This is a genomic window from Streptomyces sp. NPDC093085, from assembly GCF_040683935.1.
In the GTDB taxonomy this organism is placed as follows: Bacteria; Actinomycetota; Actinomycetes; order Streptomycetales; family Streptomycetaceae; genus Streptomyces.
This window is the reverse complement of sequence record NZ_JBFBFB010000023.1, coordinates 20,452-37,224: the sequence shown is the minus strand read 5'-3', so window position 1 is coordinate 37,224 and position 16,773 is coordinate 20,452. Positions and strand designations below refer to the sequence as shown.

Below are 16,773 nucleotides of genomic sequence, written 5' to 3'. Positions count from 1 at the left end.
CCCCGGTGGCGATGGCGGCCGCGGTGGTGGGAGAAGCAGACGATCGTCCTCGTGACAGCGGGAGACGTAGGCCCCGGACGTACGTTTCCCCGGTCGGGCATCGGGCTTTGCGGTCACGGGCCGTCCCTGTGAATGATTCACTGCGGGCCCATGGACAGGTGTGAGAAGCAGACCGTGAGGAAAGAGAGGCATCCGTGCCCCACGAGGTAGATCAGTCGTTTCTGGCGCTGCCGCTGCGGGCGCTCGCCGATGCCGCGCTCGCGCGGGCGCGGGCGCTCGGGGCGGAGCACGCGGATTTCCGGTTCGAGCGGGTGCGTGGCGCGTCCTGGCGGTTGCGGGACGGGAAGCCCGCCGGTTCGTCGGACACCACGGATCTCGGGTACGCGGTGCGGGTGGTGCACGGCGGGGCCTGGGGGTTCGCGTCGGGGGTGGATCAGACCATGGACGCGGCGGCGCGGGTCGCCGGGCAGGCCGTGGCGATGGCCAAGCTCTCCGCGCGGGTGATCGCCGCCGCGGGCTCCGACGAGCGGGTGGAGCTGGCGGAGGAGCCGGTGCACGCCGAGAAGACCTGGGTGTCGGCGTACGAGATCGACCCGTTCACCGTTCCGGATGAAGAGAAGAGCGGGCTGCTCGCCGAGTGGAGCGAGCGGCTGCTGCGGGCGGAGGGGGTGGCGCATGTGGACGCGTCGCTGCTCACCGTCCACGAGAACAAGTTCTACGCGGACACGGCGGGCACCGTCACCACCCAGCAGCGGGTACGGCTCCACCCCCAGCTCACGGCCGTCGCGGTGGACGGCGAGAGCGGCGAGTTCGACTCGATGCGGACGATCGCGCCGCCGGCCGGCCGGGGCTGGGAGTATCTGACCGGCACCGGCTGGGACTGGGACGCGGAGCTGGAGCGGATCCCCGGGCTGCTCGCGGAGAAGATGCGGGCGCCGAGCGTCGAGGCCGGTACGTACGACCTGGTCGTCGACCCGTCGAACCTCTGGCTGACGATCCACGAGTCGATCGGCCACGCCACGGAGCTGGACCGGGCGCTGGGGTACGAGGCGGCGTACGCGGGGACCTCCTTCGCCACCTTCGACCAGCTCGGCACGTTGGCGTACGGCTCCCCGGTGATGAACGTGACGGGCGACCGCACCGCCGAGCACGGGCTCGCCACGATCGGGTACGACGACGAGGGCGTCGCGGCGCAGTCGTGGGACCTGGTCAAGGAGGGCACGCTCGTCGGCTACCAGCTCGACCGCCGGATCGCCAGGCTCACCGGGCTCGGCCGCTCGAACGGCTGCGCGTACGCCGACTCGCCGGGGCATGTGCCGGTGCAGCGGATGGCGAACGTGTCGCTGCGGCCGGATCCGGGCGGGCTCTCCACGGAGGACCTGATCGGCGGGGTGGAGCGCGGGATCTATGTGGTCGGCGACCGGTCCTGGTCGATCGACATGCAGCGCTACAACTTCCAGTTCACGGGGCAGCGGTTCTTCCGGATCGAGAACGGCAAGCTGGCGGGGCAGCTCCGCGATGTCGCCTACCAGGCGACGACCACGGACTTCTGGGGCTCGATGGAGGCGGTCGGCGGCCCGGGGACCTATGTCCTGGGCGGCGCCTTCAACTGCGGCAAGGCCCAGCCGGGGCAGGTGGCTGCGGTCTCGCACGGGTGCCCTTCGGCGCTCTTCCGCGGAGTGAACATCCTCAACACGACTCAGGAGGCGGGACGATGATGACCGGGGCAACCAACCTTTGCTGGGGGTCCGGGGGTCGCCCCCCGGGAAAGCACCGCACCACGCAGGAGGCCGGGCGATGAGCGCCAACAGCCGTGTCGGCGCGCCGCACGAGATCGTCGAGCGTGCCCTCGAACTCTCCACCGCCGACGGGTGCGTGGTCATCGCCGGTGAGCACTCCTCCGCCAACCTCCGCTGGGCGGGGAACGCGCTGACGACCAACGGGGTCACCCGGGGCCGTACCCTCACCGTCGTCGCGACCGTCGACGGGGGCCAGGGCACCGCCTCCGGGGTGGTGTCGCGGTCCGCCGTCACCGCCGACGAGCTGGAGCCGCTGGTGCGGGCCGCCGAGGCCGCCGCGCGGGGGGCCGGGCCCGCCGAGGACGCGGGGCCGCTGGTCGCCCCGGACGGGGCCGGGTCCGCCGGCTTCACCGCGCCGCCCGCCGAGACCACCTCCGCCGTCTTCGCGGAGTTCGCGCCCGCGCTCGGCGAGTCCTTCGCCCGGGCCAGGGACGGCGGCCGGGAGCTGTACGGCTTCGCCCAGCACGAGCTGACCTCCACGTATCTGGGTACGTCGACGGGCGTACGGCTCCGCCACGACCAGCCCAGCGGCACCCTGGAGCTGAACGCCAAGTCGCCCGACCGCACCCGCTCCGCCTGGGCGGGGCGGGCCACCAGGGACTTCACCGATGTGGACCCGGCCGCCCTCGACGCGGAGCTGGCCCGGCGGCTGGCCTGGGCCGAGCGGAAGATCGAGCTGCCCGCCGGGCGGTACGAGACGCTGCTGCCGCCCACCGCCGTGGCCGATCTGCTGATCTACCAGTACTGGTCCTCGGCCGCCCGGGACGCCGCCGAGGGCCGTACGGTCTTCTCCCGCCCCGGCGGCGGCACCCGCGTCGGGGAGAAGCTGTCGGAGCTGCCGCTCACGCTCCGCAGCGACCCCGCCGAGCCCGGTCTGGAGTCCGCGCCGTTCGTGATCGCGCACTCCTCCGGCGACGACGCCTCCGTCTTCGACAACGGGCTGCCGCTCGCCCCGACCCGGTGGCTGGCCGACGGCACCCTGGAACGGCTGGTCACCACCCGGCACAGCGCCGCCCTGACCGGACTGCCGGTCGCGCCCGGCGTCGGCAATCTGATCCTGGACGGCGGGGGCACCCGCTCGCTGGAGGAGATGGTCGCCGACACCTCGCGCGGGCTGCTGCTGACCTGCCTCTGGTACATCCGCGAGGTCGATCCGGCGACGCTGCTGCTCACCGGGTTGACGCGGGACGGCGTCTATCTGGTCGAGGACGGCGAGGTGGTCGGCGAGGTGAACAACTTCCGGTTCAACGAGTCGCCCGTCGACCTGCTGTCGCGGGCCACCGAGGCCGGCCGTACGGAGCGGACGCTGCCCCGCGAGTGGGGCGACTGGTTCACCCGGGCCGCGATGCCCGCGCTGCGCGTACCCGATTTCAATATGAGCTCGGTCAGCCAGGGCGTATGACGCCCATAGACTGACGTGAGATCCCCGGCCCGTCCGCCCCGGACGGGCCGCATCATTCATGAGGAGAGAGACGACCGTGACGGACATCGTCGACGAGCTGAAGTGGCGCGGGCTGTTCGCCCAGTCCACCGACGAGGACGCTTTGCGCAAGGCGCTCGCGGACGGTCCCGTCACGTTCTATTGCGGTTTCGACCCGACCGCGCCCAGCCTGCACGTGGGACACCTGGTGCAGGTGCTGACCGTACGGAGGCTCCAGCAGGCCGGGCACCGGCCGCTGGCGCTGGTGGGCGGGGCCACCGGGCAGATCGGTGATCCCCGGCCGACCGCCGAGCGGACGCTGAACGACCCGGAGACCGTGGCCGGCTGGGTGGAGCGGCTCCGGTCGCAGATCGAGCCCTTCCTCTCCTTCGAGGGGCCGAACGCGGCGACCATGGTCAACAACCTGGACTGGACCGCGGGCATGTCCGCGATCGCGTTCCTGCGCGACATCGGGAAGCACTTCCGCGTCAACCGGATGCTGACGAAGGACTCGGTCGCGCGGCGGCTGGAGTCCGACGAGGGCATCAGCTACACCGAGTTCAGCTACCAGCTCCTCCAGTCGATGGACTTCCTGGAGCTGTACCGGCGGTACGGCTGTGTCCTCCAGCAGGGCGGCAGCGACCAGTGGGGCAACCTCACGGCGGGGCTCGACCTGATCCACCGGCTGGAGCCGGAGGCCGAGGTGCACGCGCTGGCGACGCCGCTGATGACGAAGGCGGACGGCACCAAGTTCGGCAAGACGGAGGGCGGCGCGGTCTGGCTCGACCCGGAGCTGACCACGCCGTACGCCTTCTACCAGTTCTGGCTGAACGTGGACGACCGGGACATCACCCCGTACAGCCGCATCCTCAGCTTCAAGTCCCCCGAGGAGCTGGCGGACCTGGAGCGGGCCACCGAGGAGGCGCCGCACGCGCGGGCCGCGCAGCGGGCGCTGGCGGAGGAGCTCACGACGCTGGTGCACGGCGCGGAGCAGTGCGCGGCGGTCGTCGCGGCCTCCCGCGCCCTCTTCGGCCAGGGCGAGCTGGCGGAGCTGGACGAGGCGACGGTGGGCGCGGCCCTGGCCGAGCTGCCGCGCGCCGAGGTCGCCGAGCTGACGTCGGTGGTGGAGCTGCTGGCGGCGGTCGGGCTGGCGCCGAGCAAGTCGGCGGCGCGGCGGACCGTCAAGGAGGGCGGCGCGTACGTGAACAACGTGAAGGTCGCGGACGGCGAGGCCGTTCCGGACCGTACGGAGCTGCTGCACGGCCGCTGGCTGGTGCTGCGCCGGGGGAAGAAGAACCTGGCGGCGGTCGAGGTCACCGGGGTCGCTGGGGCCGGCGGGGTCGCTGGGGCCGGCGGGGCTACGGAGGCCACGGCGGGCTGATCCGGCCGGACCGGGTGTGACGGCCGGGTACGCGGGGACAGGTGCCCCGCGTACCCGGCCGTCGCGCTGTCGGGCTGTCGCGCTGTCGTCGCACCGGTCGGGCGGCAGGCGGCCCGGCGTCGCTTCGGGGGCGGTCGCCCCTCAGATGTGCTCCCGGGTGCCGTGCGTGCCCTTCTCCCCCCGGATCGCGTGCCAGAGCCTGGCGCCCAGCGCGACCACGATGATGGCCCCGACGAGCTGGAGCACATGCCGGGTCCAGTCGACGCCTCTGGTGTTGGCGACGCCGAGCCAGCCGGCCACGGCGTTGCCGAGGATGCTGCCCAGGATGCCGAAGAGCGCCGTCAACCACAGGGGGATGTTCTGCTTGCCGGGGATGATCGCCCTGGCGATCAGGCCGAGCACCAGGCCCACGACGATGACCCACAACCAGCTCATGGTTGCCTCCTTAGGCCGCGCGATATGCGCATGAGGGCCAGTCTGCGGCGATCGGCCATACGGCGCATGTCGGACGCGGCCGTACGGAGCGCCGCCGGGCGGCGCCGGGCGCGGTGCGGGCGCGGTACCGGTCGTGGGGCGGGGCGCGGTGCGGGCGCTGCGGGGGTGCCCCCTCTCGCGCGGCCGGACGGTGGGCGTACCGTGAAGGGGGTCCGGTCCGGCAGGGCACCGGCGGCGGAATCGGGGTGGTGGGCATGGCCCGGAAGCGGGGCGGTACGGAGGTCTTCCGGATCACCGGGGCCCGTACGGGACTGGCCGAGGACGTCCGTGGCCGGCAGCGCCGTTACGTGATCTCGATGACCCTGCGGACGGTGGCGGTGATCGCCACGGTGGCCCTGTGGAACGTGCAGCGTCCTGTCGCGATCGTGACGCTGGCCCTGGGGGTGCTGCTGCCCTATGTGGCGGTCGTGGTCGCCAATGCCGGCCGCGAGAGGTCCCCCGCGCTCCCCGGCACGTTCGTCGCAGCGCCGGCACTGCCGCCGATGATCGCGCCGCCGGTTGCCTCCGCAACGGCGGCGCCGGGGCCGACGGCCGACGGTGGTACGGGCGCTGAGCCGCCGTCAGCGGCGGGCGGCGGGAACTGACGGAGCGTGGCCCGGCCGGGGGAGATCCGGGGAAGAGCGGACTCCTGGCCTCCGCAAAGCCCGGGGAAAGCCTCAAGAAAAGCTCAGATGAATCGTGAAGTTCCGGTGCACGGCACCCCGTTGTGCGTGACATACTTTGCAAGCGCTCCGCATCCCCCGTCGGAGCGACGGACCGACGCCGGGCAGCTCCCCCCGTGGCTGCTCGGCGTCGCCATTTCCGGATCCTGCCGGGCACATCCGCACACTTTCCGGCCACATCCATGATCTTCCGGTGAACCTTCTGTGCACATCTCCGCCGCCTTCCCGGGAGGTCCCGCCGGGCCGCGGCACTAGAGTGGACGGGTGAACCTCCCGCTCTTCCCGGCCCCCGAACCCCCCGACGACGCACCGCCGGTCTGCTCGGCGAAGGGGTGCCGGACCCCCGCCGTCTGGGTCCTCGCCTGGAACAACCCCAAGCTGCACACCCCGGAGCGGCGCAAGACCTGGCTGGCCTGTGACGAACACCGGGAGCACCTCGCGCACTTCCTCGGCGTACGCGGCTTCCTCAAGGACGTCGTGACGCTCACGGAATGGGAGCGGGAACACGGGCCCGGACAGGAACCGGGACACGAGCCGGGACAGGAACACGGGGGACGCTAGGGCCCGCTCAGCCCCCGATCGCGGACATCGGCCGGTCGGGCTGGAGGAACGCCGGGTCGTCCAGCCCCGAACCGGCCTTCTTCCCCCACATCGCCAGCCGCCACATCCGGGCTATCTCCTCGTCGGAGGCGCCGGAGCGGAGCGCCTCGCGCAGATCGGTCTCCTCGCGGGCGAACAGGCACGTACGGACCTGTCCGTCGGCGGTGAGCCGGGTGCGGTCGCAGGCGCTGCAGAACGGGCGGGTGACGGAGGCGATGACCCCGACGCGGTGCGGCCCGCCGTCCACCACCCAGCGCTCGGCGGGTGCCGAGCCCCGGGCCCTCTCGCCCTCCTCGGTCAGGGTGAAGCGGGTGCGCAGCGAGGCGAGGATGTCACCGGCCGTGACCATGTCGTCGCGCTTCCAGCCGTGCTGCGCGTCGAGCGGCATCTGCTCGATGAACCGCAGCTCGTAGCCGTGCTCCACGGCCCAGGCGAGCAGGTCGGGTGCCTCGTCGGCGTTGAGCCCGGGCATCAGGACCGTATTGACCTTGACGGGGGTCAGCCCCGCGTCCCGGGCGGCCCGCAGCCCGTCGAGGACGTCCTGGTGACGGTCGCGGCGGGTGAGGGTCTTGAAGGCGTCCGGCCGCAGCGTGTCGAGCGAGACGTTGACGCGGTCGAGCCCCGCGGCCTTGAGCGCGGCGGCGGTACGGCGCAGCCCGATGCCGTTGGTGGTCAGCGACATCCTGGGGCGCGGTGCCAGGGCCGCGCACCGCTCGACGATGGAGACCAGCCCCGGCCTGAGGAGCGGCTCACCACCGGTGAAACGGATCTCCTCGATCCCCAGACGGGTCACGGCGAGACCGATCAGCCGGACGATCTCGTCGTCGGTCAGCAGGTCGGTCTTGGTGAGCCACTGCAAGCCCTCTTCGGGCATGCAGTACGTACACCGCAGATTGCACCGGTCCGTGAGCGAGACACGGAGATCCGTCGCAACCCGGCCGTAGGTGTCGATGAGCACGGCGGCTCCCTCCCGGTGATCGGATCCGGCTCCTTCGAGCGTACGCCAGACGACTGACAACGAGGCCGCGTCGCGGGGTGTGCGACGCGGCCTCGGACCGGACACCTCCGTGAAACCGTACGGTCCCGGTCAATGCGCCCCGTTCAGTGCGCCCCGTTCAGTGCGCCCCGTTCAGTGCGCGCCGTTCAGTGCGCCCCGGTGCCGGTCAGCGACTTGACCTCCAGTTCGGCGTACTTGCCGCTGTCGGGCTCCTCCTTGGAGAGTACGGTGCCCAGCCACCCCAGCAGGAAGCCGAGCGGGATGGAGATCAGCCCCGGGTTCTCCAGCGGGAAGAAGTGGAAGTCGACCCCCGGGAACATCGAGGTGGGCTTCCCGGAGACCACCGGTGAGAAGAGCACCAGCAGCACGGAGGCCGCCAGACCGCCGTAGATGGACCAGAGGGCGCCCTGGGTGGTGAACCGCTTCCAGAACAGGCTGTAGAGGATGGTCGGCAGGTTGGCCGAGGCGGCGACCGCGAAGGCGAGCGCGACCAGGCCGGCCACGTTCAGGTCGCGGGCGAGCGCGCCGAGCGCGATGGAGACGACGCCGATGGCGACGGTCGCCCAGCGGGCCGCGTTGACCTCCTCCTTGTCGGTGGCCTCACCCTTGCGGATGACATTGGCGTAGATGTCGTGCGCGAAGGACGAGGAGGAGGCGAGCGTGAGCCCGGCGACCACGGCGAGGATGGTGGCGAAGGCGACCGCGGAGATCACCGCCAGCAGGATCGCGCCGCCGGTCGAGCCCGCGCCGCCGCCGATCTCCAGGGCGGTGAGCGGTGCCGCCGTGTTGCCCGCCTTGTTGGAGGCGGTGATGTCGTCGGGCTTGAGGAGCGCGGCGGCACCGAAGCCGAGCACGATCGTCATCAGGTAGAAGGCGCCGATGATGCCGATCGCCCAGATGACCGACTTACGGGCGGCCTGCGCGGTCGGCACGGTGTAGAAGCGGATCAGGATGTGCGGCAGCCCCGCCGTGCCGAGGACCAGCGCGATACCGAGCGAGAGGAAGTCCAGCTTCGAGGTGGCGGTGGCCCCGTACTTCAGTCCGGGTTCGAGGAAGGCCGCGCCCTTGCCGCTGTTGCTCGCCGCCGTGCCCAGCAGGTCGGAGAAGTTGAAGTGGAACTTCCACAGGATCAGGATCGTGATCAGCAGGGTGCCCGCGATGAGCAGGACGGCCTTGACCATCTGCACCCAGGTGGTGCCCTTCATGCCGCCGATCGTGACGTAGACGATCATCAGCACGCCGACCAGCGCCACGATGGCGATCTTCCCGCCGTCGCTGGTGATGCCGAGCAGCAGCGAGACCAGCACCCCCGCGCCCGCCATCTGCGCCAGCAGGTAGAAGATGGAGACGACGATGGTGGAGGTGCCGGCGGCGGTACGGACCGGGCGCTGGCGCATCCGGTACGCGAGGACGTCGCCCATGGTGTAGCGGCCGGAGTTGCGCAGCGGCTCGGCGACCAGGAGCAGCGCGACCAGCCAGGCGACCAGGAAGCCGATGGAGTAGAGGAAGCCGTCGTAGCCGAAGAGCGCGATGGCCCCGGCGATACCGAGGAACGAGGCGGCGGACATGTAGTCGCCGGAGACCGCCAGACCGTTCTGGAAGCCGGAGAACTGCCGTCCGCCCGCGTAGAAGTCGGAGGCGTTCTTGGTCTGGCGCCCGGCCCACACCGTGATGATCAGGGTCGCCACGACGAAGAGCCCGAAGAGCGTGATGATCAGCGGGCGGTGCTCGCTGGCGTCCCCGGCCGCGGCGAGGTGGACCGGCGCGGCCGGGCCGGTGAGGAGGGTGACGGGGTGGCTCATGCGTCGGCCTCCATACGGGACTTGATGGCCTCGGCCCGCGGGTCGAGCTTCCTGGCCGCGTGGCGCGCGTAGTACCAGGCGATGAGGAAGGTGGTGGCGAACTGCGCGAGGCCGAGGACCAGCGCGACGTTGACGTTGCCGAAGAGCTTGGTGCCCATGAAGCCGCCCGCGTAGTTGGACAGCAGGACGTAGAGCAGGTACCAGGCGATGAAGGCGACGGTCAGCGGAAAGGCGAAGGAGCGGTAGGCGCGGCGCAGTTCGCCGAACTCCTCGCTCTCCTGGACGGCGGCGAACTGGGCCGTCGTGGGGTGGGCGGTGGCGGCGGTGCTCTCGGCAGTGATGCTGTCGGTGGTGGTGCTGGTGTCGGCGGTGGTGCTGGTGTCCGTACCGCCCTCGGGCGGCGGCGGTGTCTCGGAAGCCACGGACTCTCCTCGTGACGCGGGTGCGGTGGGGTGGGGCATGGGGGCTCGGACCTCACAGTGGGGTGCGGGTACTGGTCCCCCTGTCAACGGCACGGAGGGCGGGGCGAAGCGGTTCAACACCGGCCTTTTTCTTCCGGGATGGCCCCGGGATCGTTCCGGGATGGCCCCGGGACGGTTCCGGGACCGGTCGGGGGAAGGCGCGGAAGGCGCTCGCGGAGAGCGCGGAAGAGCGGAAGAGAAGATCGGGGAACGTTCCTCGGCTGCCATTGATGACGACGGCCCGTCAGCGTTAACTTCACTGGTCATGTACTCGTCGTCCCCGCGTAGTCCGCGCCGGGACGGCTCTCACGGATGATGTGGAGAACCCATGGCTCATCTGGGATCCAGACGGCGGCGTGTCCTCGCGCTGCCCGCAGGTCTGGCCCTCACGCTCGCGCTCGGCTTCGTGCCGGCCGGTACGGCCTCGGCCGCCGGTACGGCCGGGGAGGCCGGTACGAGCGCCGCGGGCGGCCCGGCCGCGACGGACAGCCCCGTCGTGACGGACGGACCGAAGCTCTCGTACGTGGTCAACACCCACGGCGGGCGCGCGGTCCTCGCCTCGGTCGAGAAGGCGATCACCAAGGCCGGCGGCACGGTGGTGACCTCGTACGACCGGATCGGTGTCACCGTCGCCACCTCGCGCAACCCCGATTTCGCGAAGACGATCCGGAAGGTCAAGGGGGTCGACTCGGCCGGTGCGACGCGTACCGCGCCGCTGCCCTCCCAGTCCACGCAGGACCTCGGCGCGCCGCGTGAGGTGACGGCCGAGGAGATCGCGGCGGCGACGGCGAAGGCCGAGCGCGCCAACAAGGCGGCGTTCGCGGCGGGGCGGAGCGCGAAGGGCGCGGAGGGCCAGCCGACGGCCCAGGACCCGCTGGAGCCGTTGCAGTGGGACCTGCCCGCCATCAAGGCGGACAAGGCGCACGAGAAGACCCTCGGCAGTCCCAAGGTGACGGTCGCCGTCATCGACACGGGCGTCGACGACACCCACCCGGACATCGAGCCGAACTTCAACCGGGCCGCCTCGGTCAACTGCGTGAGCGGCAAGCCGGACACGGCGGACGGCGCGTGGCGCCCGGCCACGGGGGAGAGCCCGCACGGCACCCACGTGGCCGGTGAGATCGCCGGGGCGAAGAACGGCATCGGCATCACCGGCGTCGCGCCGGGCGTACGGGTCGCCGGGATCAAGGCGTCCACCCCGGAAGGGTTCTTCTACGCCGAGGCGGTGGTGTGCAGCTTCGTCTGGGCCGCCGAGCACGGCGTGGACGTCACCAACAACAGCTATTACACCGACCCGTGGTACTTCAACTGCACCACCGACCCGGACCAGAAGGCCCTGGTCGACGCGGTCGGCCGGGCCACCCGCTACGCGGAGGGCAAGGGCACGGTCAACGTGGCCGCGGCGGGCAACGAGAACTACGACCTGACGACCCCGTCGATCACGGACACCACCAGCCCGAACGACTCGACGCCGGTCGAGCGGGTCGTGGACACCAAGAAGTGCTTCGACATACCGACCGAGCTGCCGGGCGTGGTGACGGTCTCGGCCACCGGCGCGAAGACCCTCAAGTCCTCGTTCTCCAACCACGGCCTGGGCGTCATCGACGTCGCGGCCCCCGGCGGCGACTCCACCGCCTACCAGACCCCGGCCCCGCCGGCCACCAGCGGCCTGATCCTCGGCCCGCTGCCGGGCGGCAGGTGGGGGTACATGGCCGGTACGTCGATGGCCTCCCCGCACGCGGCGGGCGTCGCGGCGCTCATCAAGTCGACGCATCCGCACGCGCCCGCCGCCGCGGTCAAGGCGCTGCTGAAGGCGCAGGCGACCGGGCTGGCCTGCCCGGAGGCGTACGACATCGACGGTGACGGCGAGATCGACGCGGTCTGCGAGGGCGGCGCGAAGTACAACAGCTTCTACGGTGCGGGCCTGGTGGACGCGCTGGCGGCGGTCCGCAAGTAGAGGCTGCCGATCCGGTGAACCGGACGCGCGGGCCGTCGTCCCCACATCACGGCGGCCCGCGCGACATCACGGCGGCCCGCGCGCGATCCCGTACGCCTGACACCTGACGGCCCGGCCGACCGTACGATCAGACGTACCGTCAGATGAACCGGCGTCGGGGGAGGCCGCTGTGTCAGGTCCGGAAGTGCTGCTGCTGCGTCTCGCGGGTACGGTCGCGGGCGCCGTCGCCAAGTCCCTGCTCACCCCGCGCCCCGGCGCCGCCCTGGTCGAGAACCCGGTCCGCCCGCTCCCCCGCCCCCGCCCGCGCGCGGTGGGCCAGGAGGACCCGCACCGCCTGGCGAAGGCGCTCGCGGGGCGCCTCTCCGCCGCGTACACCGCACTCCCCGAGCACGAACGGCAGGCGGCGGCCGACTCCGTACAGGACACCTTCACGGCAGCGGGCCCCCTCGACGCGGACCTGCTCTTCTCCCTGGACCTGGACCCGGCCCGGCTGACCGCCCGCCTGAGGGCCCCGGCGGCGGGACTCAGCGAACGGGCCATCTCCCTCTACGACGAACTGCTGGCCCTGTGCTGCGCCCACGTCATGGAGCAGTTGACGTCGCACCCCTCCTTCGCGGCGCGGGCGGCGGTGGAACAGACACGTTCGGCGGGGCGCACACGCGAACTGGTGGAGGACGTACGGGACCGCCTCGGCCCGCGCCCCGCCTCGGCCGCCGCCGCCTTCGAGGAACGGTACGCGAGGTACCTGGAAGCCACCCAGAGCCGCCTGGAACTGTACGGGCTGACACTGGGCCGGACGGCGGGCGAGTGGCCCCTCGACACGGCCTACATCAGCCTCGCGGTCACCGACGACCGGGACCGGGACAGCGCCCGGGACGACGACAGATGGTGGGAGCCGCACGGGGCCGCCGTGGCTCCCCGGGGCCCCGTCAAGGCCGAACAGGCGCTGCGCGGCACACGGCGGGCGGTGCTGCGCGGCCCGGCGGGCTCCGGCAAGAGCACGCTGGTGCAGTGGCTGGCGCTCAACGCGGCCCGGCGCACCTTCCCGGCCGGGCTGGCGGAGTGGAACACCTGCGTCCCCTTCGTCCTGCGGCTGCGCGCGTTCACGACCTCGGACGAACTCCCGCTCCCCGCCGACTTCCTGAGCGCGGCGGGCGTACCACTGAGCTCCTCCGCCCCCGCCGGATGGGCGGAGGACCTGCTGACGAGCGGCCGGGCGCTGGTACTCGTGGACGGCGTGGACGAGGTCCCCACGCGGCTGCGGGACCGTACGGAACGGTGGCTCAAGTCCCTGATCGCGGCCTTCCCCGAGGCGCGGTACGTGGTGACGACCCGGCCGTCCGCCGTCCCCGAGAACTGGCTGACGGGCCACGGCTTCACCGCGCACTCGCTGCTCCCGATGGACCAGAGCGACCTCCGCGCGTTCGTCGCCCACTGGCACGACGCGGCCCGCCAGGAGTCCCCGGCCCCGCCGGACGCGGCACAGCTCGGCACGTACGAACGCTCCCTGCTCCAGGCGGTCACGGCCCGGCGCGACGTGGGCCGGCTGGCGACGAACCCCCTGATGTGCGCACTGCTCTGCGCCCTGAACCGGGACCGAAGGATGCGCCTGCCGCGCGCCCGCAAGGAACTGTACGACGCGGCGCTCGACCTGCTGCTGGTACGGCGGGACACGGAGCGCGACGTGATCGGCGTCGAGGGCGTCGACCTGACCCGGGACGAACAGACGGCGCTGCTCCAGCGGCTGGCGTACTGGCTCATCCGCAACGGCCAGGTGGAGGCGGCGCGCGAGGAGGTCGTGGAGCAGGTCGGCGAGTGGCTGGCCGCGATGCCCCAGGTGGAGGGCGACGCGGAACAGGTCTTCGCGCACCTGCTGATCCGCAGCGGCCTCCTCCGCGAACCGGTCCCGGGATCCGTGGACTTCGTCCACCGCACGTTCCAGGACTACCTGGGCGCGAAGGCGGCGGTGGAGGCGCGGGACTTCGGGGTGCTCGTCAGCCATGCGCACGACGAGCAGTGGAACGACGTGGTCCGGATGGCGGTGGGCCACGCGCGGGCCGACGAGCGGGTGAAGCTGCTCCGGCAGTTGCTGCGGCGGGCGGACAGGGGCCGACGGCACAGGAGCCGGCTGATCCTGCTCGCGGCGGCGTCTCTGGAGCATGCGCCGGAGCTGGATCCGGGGGTGCGGGAGGAGGTTGAGCGGCGGACTGAGGAGTTGATTCCGCCGCGTGATCCTGAGGAGGCCGAGGAGCTGGCTAAGGTGGGTCCGCTGGTGCTGGAGCTGCTGCCGGGGCCTGAGGGGCTGGATGAGGACAGCGCGGCGGCGGTGGTGCGGACGGCCGGGCTGGTGGGGGGTGATGCGGCGCTGGAGGTGATTTCCCGGTTCCGGGAGAACGAGGATTTCCTGGTCGGGGTGGAGGTGTCGTCGGCCTGGGGCAACTTCGCAGCGGATATATATGCCCGGTCGGTTCTGGCTCCGCGCGATTCGAGTGGTGCCATCCTCGATGTACGGACGGAGGAACAGCTCCATGCGCTGCGGCTGCTCCCGAAGGTTCGCGAGCTCTCTCTCCTCGGTTCCCTCCCCGATCTGTCGCCTCTGAGCGTTCTCCCCGCGCTCGAAGCGCTGTATGTCGGTGACAATCCTCTGGTCACCGATCTATCTCCCTTGGCGGACATCGCCTCCCTGCGCGCGCTGAGCCTGATTCGCTGCGCGGCGCTGCGGGACCTCTCCCCGCTGCGGCGGCTGGGCCGCCTCAAGAAGTTCTTCCTCAACTCCCCCGTGTCGGTTGCCTCGGTCGCCGAACTCTCCCTCGGCCCCCGGCTTACCCATCTCTTCCTGGGCAAGGATGCCGCTCACCTGAAGCTGGACGGAGTCGGTCGCCTGCCGGCACTCCGCGACCTGTCGGTCACTGGCGCCCGGCAAGTCGACGAACTGCGCGTTCTTCCCTCACCGCTCCCCCTCACCACTCTTCATCTCATCGAGGACGACAGCTTGAGCCTCACATGGCTGGCCGACTGGGGCTCGCTGGCCGAAATCCAACTGTCGGACTGCCACATTGCGGACGGGCTGGAGCCCTTTGCCCACCTCCCGAAACTCAGGGGCCTCGTCCTCTCCCAATGCACACACGCCACCGGGGTGCTGGACCTGTCCCCGCTGGCCACTGTGGACAACCTGAAGATCCTGTTGCAAGGAAACACACCTGTCCGTGGCGAGGAAGCGTTCCCGCCGGACCAAATCATCCGCTACGACTAAACCCCCACCGCCCCCAGCAACGCCCCCGCCCCATAAGTCACCCCCATCGCCAGCGCCCCTCCGGCCACGTTACGGAGCAGCGCAGGCCCCACCGCCGCCGCGCCCAGGTGGGCGCTGCCCCAGCCTGTCAGGCAGAGGGCGGCCAGGACCGACAGGACCGTGATCCAGAGGCGCAGGGAGGCGGGCGGGAGGACCATCGCCAGCAGGGGGAGCAGCGCGCCCGCGGTGAAGGCGAGGAAGCTCGCGCCCGCCGCGTGCCAGGGGTTGGTGAGGGCATCGGGGTCGATGCCCAGTTCCACGCTCGCGTGGGCCCGCAGGGCGTCCCGCCGGGTGAGTTGTTCCGCCGCCTCGCCCGCCACCTCCCGCGAGAGGCCACGTGCCTCCAGCAGCTCCGTCAGCTCCTCCAGTTCGGCCCGGGGCTGCTCGCGCAGTTCCCGCTTCTCGGTCTCCAGGGCCGCCTTCTCCGAGTCGCGCTGGGTGGATACGGATACGTACTCCCCCGCCGCCATCGACATCGACCCGGCGAGGAGTCCGGCGAGCCCCGCCGTGAGGAGCGTGGAGCGGGAGCCCGTGGCGCCCGCGACGCCGACGACGATGCCGGCCGTGGAGACGATGCCGTCGTTCGCGCCGAGGACGGCCGCCCGCAGCCAGTTGAGGCGGGCGCCGAGGGCATCACCGTGGGGTTCGTCGTGGGGTCGGTCCTGGGGCCCGTCGTGGGGTTGCTGATGAGGGTCGCCGGGTGGTTCGTCCCGGTTCGTGGTGTCGTTCATCCCGTCAAGATCTCACCCCGGGGGCCCGTGGCCCCCGTACCGACGTGCCCCGCAAGGCCCTTGACGGGGCGGCGGTGACGGCTGACCGAGCGACAGGAGTGTCGGTGGCGGCCCGTATTCTGTGTGACCATGCTTGACGACCAGACGCAGACGACCTCAACGGCCTCAACGGGCTCAGCGGCATGGCCGACCGCCTATCCCCAGGGGTACGCGGTCGTCGACGTCGAGACCACCGGTCTCGCCCGCGACGACCGGATAATCTCCGCCGCCGTCTACCGCCTGGACGCCTTCGGCGAAGTCGAGGACCACTGGTACACGCTCGTCAACCCGGAGCGCGACCCCGGGCCCGTGTGGATCCACGGGCTGACGAGTGAGGTGCTGGCGGACGCGCCGCTCTTCCCGGAGGTGGCCGGGGAGTTGGCCGAGCGGCTGGACGGGCGGGTGCTCGTGGCGCACAACGCGATCTTCGACTGGTCGATGATCGCCCGGGAGTACGCCCGCGCGCAGCGCACCGCGCCCACCCGGCAGCGGCTGTGCACCATCGCGCTCTCCAAGGAACTGGGACTGCCGCTGCCCAACAACAAACTGGAGTCGCTGGCCGCGCACTTCGGCGTCGTACAGCAGCGGGCGCACCACGCGCTGGACGACGCGCGCGTGCTGGCGGAGGCGTTCCGGCCGAGCCTGCACGCGGCGGCGCGGGGCGGCGTACGGCTGCCGCTGCTGGAGTGCCGGCCGCTGACCGAGTGGTCGGAGGGCCCGGCCAGGCCCCGGGTCGGCTATCAGCCGTCGTACGGGAGGACGAGCTGGCGCCCCTCGCGCAAGCGGCCCCCGTGCCCCTACCCGAACCCGGGGCGGTATGTGCCGGGCGGGTCGCTGCGGCAGGGGATGCGGGTGGCGTTCTCCGGGGACACCTCCGTCGACCGTGAGCTGCTGGAGGACCGGGCGGTGGAGGCGGGGCTGCATGTGGCGACGAGCGTGTCGCGGCTGACCAGTCTGCTGGTGACCAACGATCCGGACTCCTCGACGTCGAAGACGGTCAAGGCGGCCTCGTTCGGCACCCCGGTCGTCGACGAGGCGGCCTTCACCCAGCTCCTGCGGGACGTGACCCCGGCGGAGGGGTGAGGCGGGGGGGGGGACGAACCCCAGGTGCGGAGTACGTCCCCGGGTGGCCCCCGG

At 71.8% G+C, this 16,773-nt stretch carries 13 protein-coding genes; 8 read left to right on the top strand and 5 right to left on the bottom strand.

The window, feature by feature from the left end; all coding sequences use genetic code 11:
* The first annotated feature begins 194 nt into the window (after window positions 1-194).
* The 3 genes from AB0O07_RS35400 (at window position 195) to tyrS (ending at window position 4,600) form a co-directional block, all read left to right on the top strand.
* Window positions 195-1,718: a TldD/PmbA family protein gene (locus AB0O07_RS35400; protein ID WP_365641529.1), complete on the top strand. Its 1,524-nt coding sequence runs from the start codon at window positions 195-197 to the stop codon at window positions 1,716-1,718.
* 79 nt (window positions 1,719-1,797) lie between these two features.
* Window positions 1,798-3,201 (top strand): metallopeptidase TldD-related protein, encoded by a 1,404-nt coding sequence (locus AB0O07_RS35395; protein WP_365641527.1) that lies wholly within the window; start codon window positions 1,798-1,800, stop codon window positions 3,199-3,201.
* Window positions 3,202-3,277: 76 nt separating this feature from the next.
* A complete protein-coding gene (gene tyrS / locus AB0O07_RS35390) occupies window positions 3,278-4,600 on the top strand; it encodes a tyrosine--tRNA ligase (RefSeq protein ID WP_365641525.1) in 1,323 nt (440 codons plus the stop codon).
* Between the two features lie 141 nt (window positions 4,601-4,741).
* Here the strand turns inward: tyrS and AB0O07_RS35385 are convergent, their stop codons facing one another.
* Window positions 4,742-5,035 carry a GlsB/YeaQ/YmgE family stress response membrane protein gene (locus AB0O07_RS35385; RefSeq protein ID WP_365641523.1) on the bottom strand — a complete coding sequence of 98 codons (294 nt, stop codon included), beginning with the start codon at window positions 5,033-5,035 and terminating at the stop codon, window positions 4,742-4,744.
* A 254-nt stretch (window positions 5,036-5,289) separates the two neighbouring features.
* Here AB0O07_RS35385 and AB0O07_RS35380 point away from each other — a divergent pair, with 254 nt between their 5' ends.
* Complete coding sequence (locus AB0O07_RS35380) at window positions 5,290-5,679, top strand: DUF3099 domain-containing protein (RefSeq protein ID WP_365641520.1); 390 nt, start codon at window positions 5,290-5,292, stop codon at window positions 5,677-5,679.
* 342 nt (window positions 5,680-6,021) lie between these two features.
* A complete protein-coding gene (locus AB0O07_RS35375; RefSeq protein ID WP_365641518.1) occupies window positions 6,022-6,318 on the top strand; it encodes a hypothetical protein in 297 nt (98 codons plus the stop codon).
* Window positions 6,319-6,325: 7 nt separating this feature from the next.
* On the opposite strand, the gene moaA is transcribed toward AB0O07_RS35375, so the two are convergent.
* The 3 genes from moaA to AB0O07_RS35360 all read right to left on the bottom strand — a co-directional run bounded on the left by moaA (window position 6,326) and on the right by AB0O07_RS35360 (window position 9,578).
* A complete protein-coding gene (gene moaA, locus AB0O07_RS35370; RefSeq protein ID WP_365641515.1) occupies window positions 6,326-7,315 on the bottom strand; it encodes a GTP 3',8-cyclase MoaA in 990 nt (329 codons plus the stop codon).
* A gap of 185 nt (window positions 7,316-7,500) precedes the next feature.
* Window positions 7,501-9,156: a cation acetate symporter gene (locus AB0O07_RS35365; RefSeq protein WP_365641512.1), complete on the bottom strand. Its 1,656-nt coding sequence runs from the start codon at window positions 9,154-9,156 to the stop codon at window positions 7,501-7,503.
* Window positions 9,153-9,578, bottom strand: a complete 426-nt coding sequence (locus tag AB0O07_RS35360) for a DUF485 domain-containing protein (RefSeq protein WP_365641509.1) — start codon at window positions 9,576-9,578, stop codon at window positions 9,153-9,155. Before AB0O07_RS35360 ends, AB0O07_RS35365 begins: the two co-directional genes overlap by 4 nt.
* Window positions 9,579-9,945: 367 nt before the next feature.
* Here AB0O07_RS35360 and AB0O07_RS35355 point away from each other — a divergent pair, with 367 nt between their 5' ends.
* Entirely contained in the window at window positions 9,946-11,574 is a 1,629-nt protein-coding gene (locus AB0O07_RS35355; protein WP_365641507.1) for a S8 family serine peptidase, read from the top strand.
* Window positions 11,575-11,743: 169 nt separating this feature from the next.
* Window positions 11,744-14,827 carry an NACHT domain-containing protein gene (locus AB0O07_RS35350; protein ID WP_365641504.1) on the top strand — a complete coding sequence of 1,028 codons (3,084 nt, stop codon included), beginning with the start codon at window positions 11,744-11,746 and terminating at the stop codon, window positions 14,825-14,827.
* On the opposite strand, the gene AB0O07_RS35345 is transcribed toward AB0O07_RS35350, so the two are convergent.
* Window positions 14,824-15,597 (bottom strand): VIT family protein, encoded by a 774-nt coding sequence (locus tag AB0O07_RS35345; protein ID WP_365641502.1) that lies wholly within the window; start codon window positions 15,595-15,597, stop codon window positions 14,824-14,826. The two genes, AB0O07_RS35350 and AB0O07_RS35345, sit on opposite strands and share 4 nt — an antisense overlap.
* 123 nt (window positions 15,598-15,720) lie before the next feature.
* On the opposite strand from AB0O07_RS35345, the gene AB0O07_RS35340 reads away from it, so the two are divergent.
* The gene (locus AB0O07_RS35340; RefSeq protein WP_365641499.1) at window positions 15,721-16,719 is read left to right on the top strand and encodes a DEDDh family exonuclease; all 999 of its coding nucleotides are present in this window, start codon (window positions 15,721-15,723) and stop codon (window positions 16,717-16,719) included.
* Window positions 16,720-16,773: the final 54 nt, after the last annotated feature.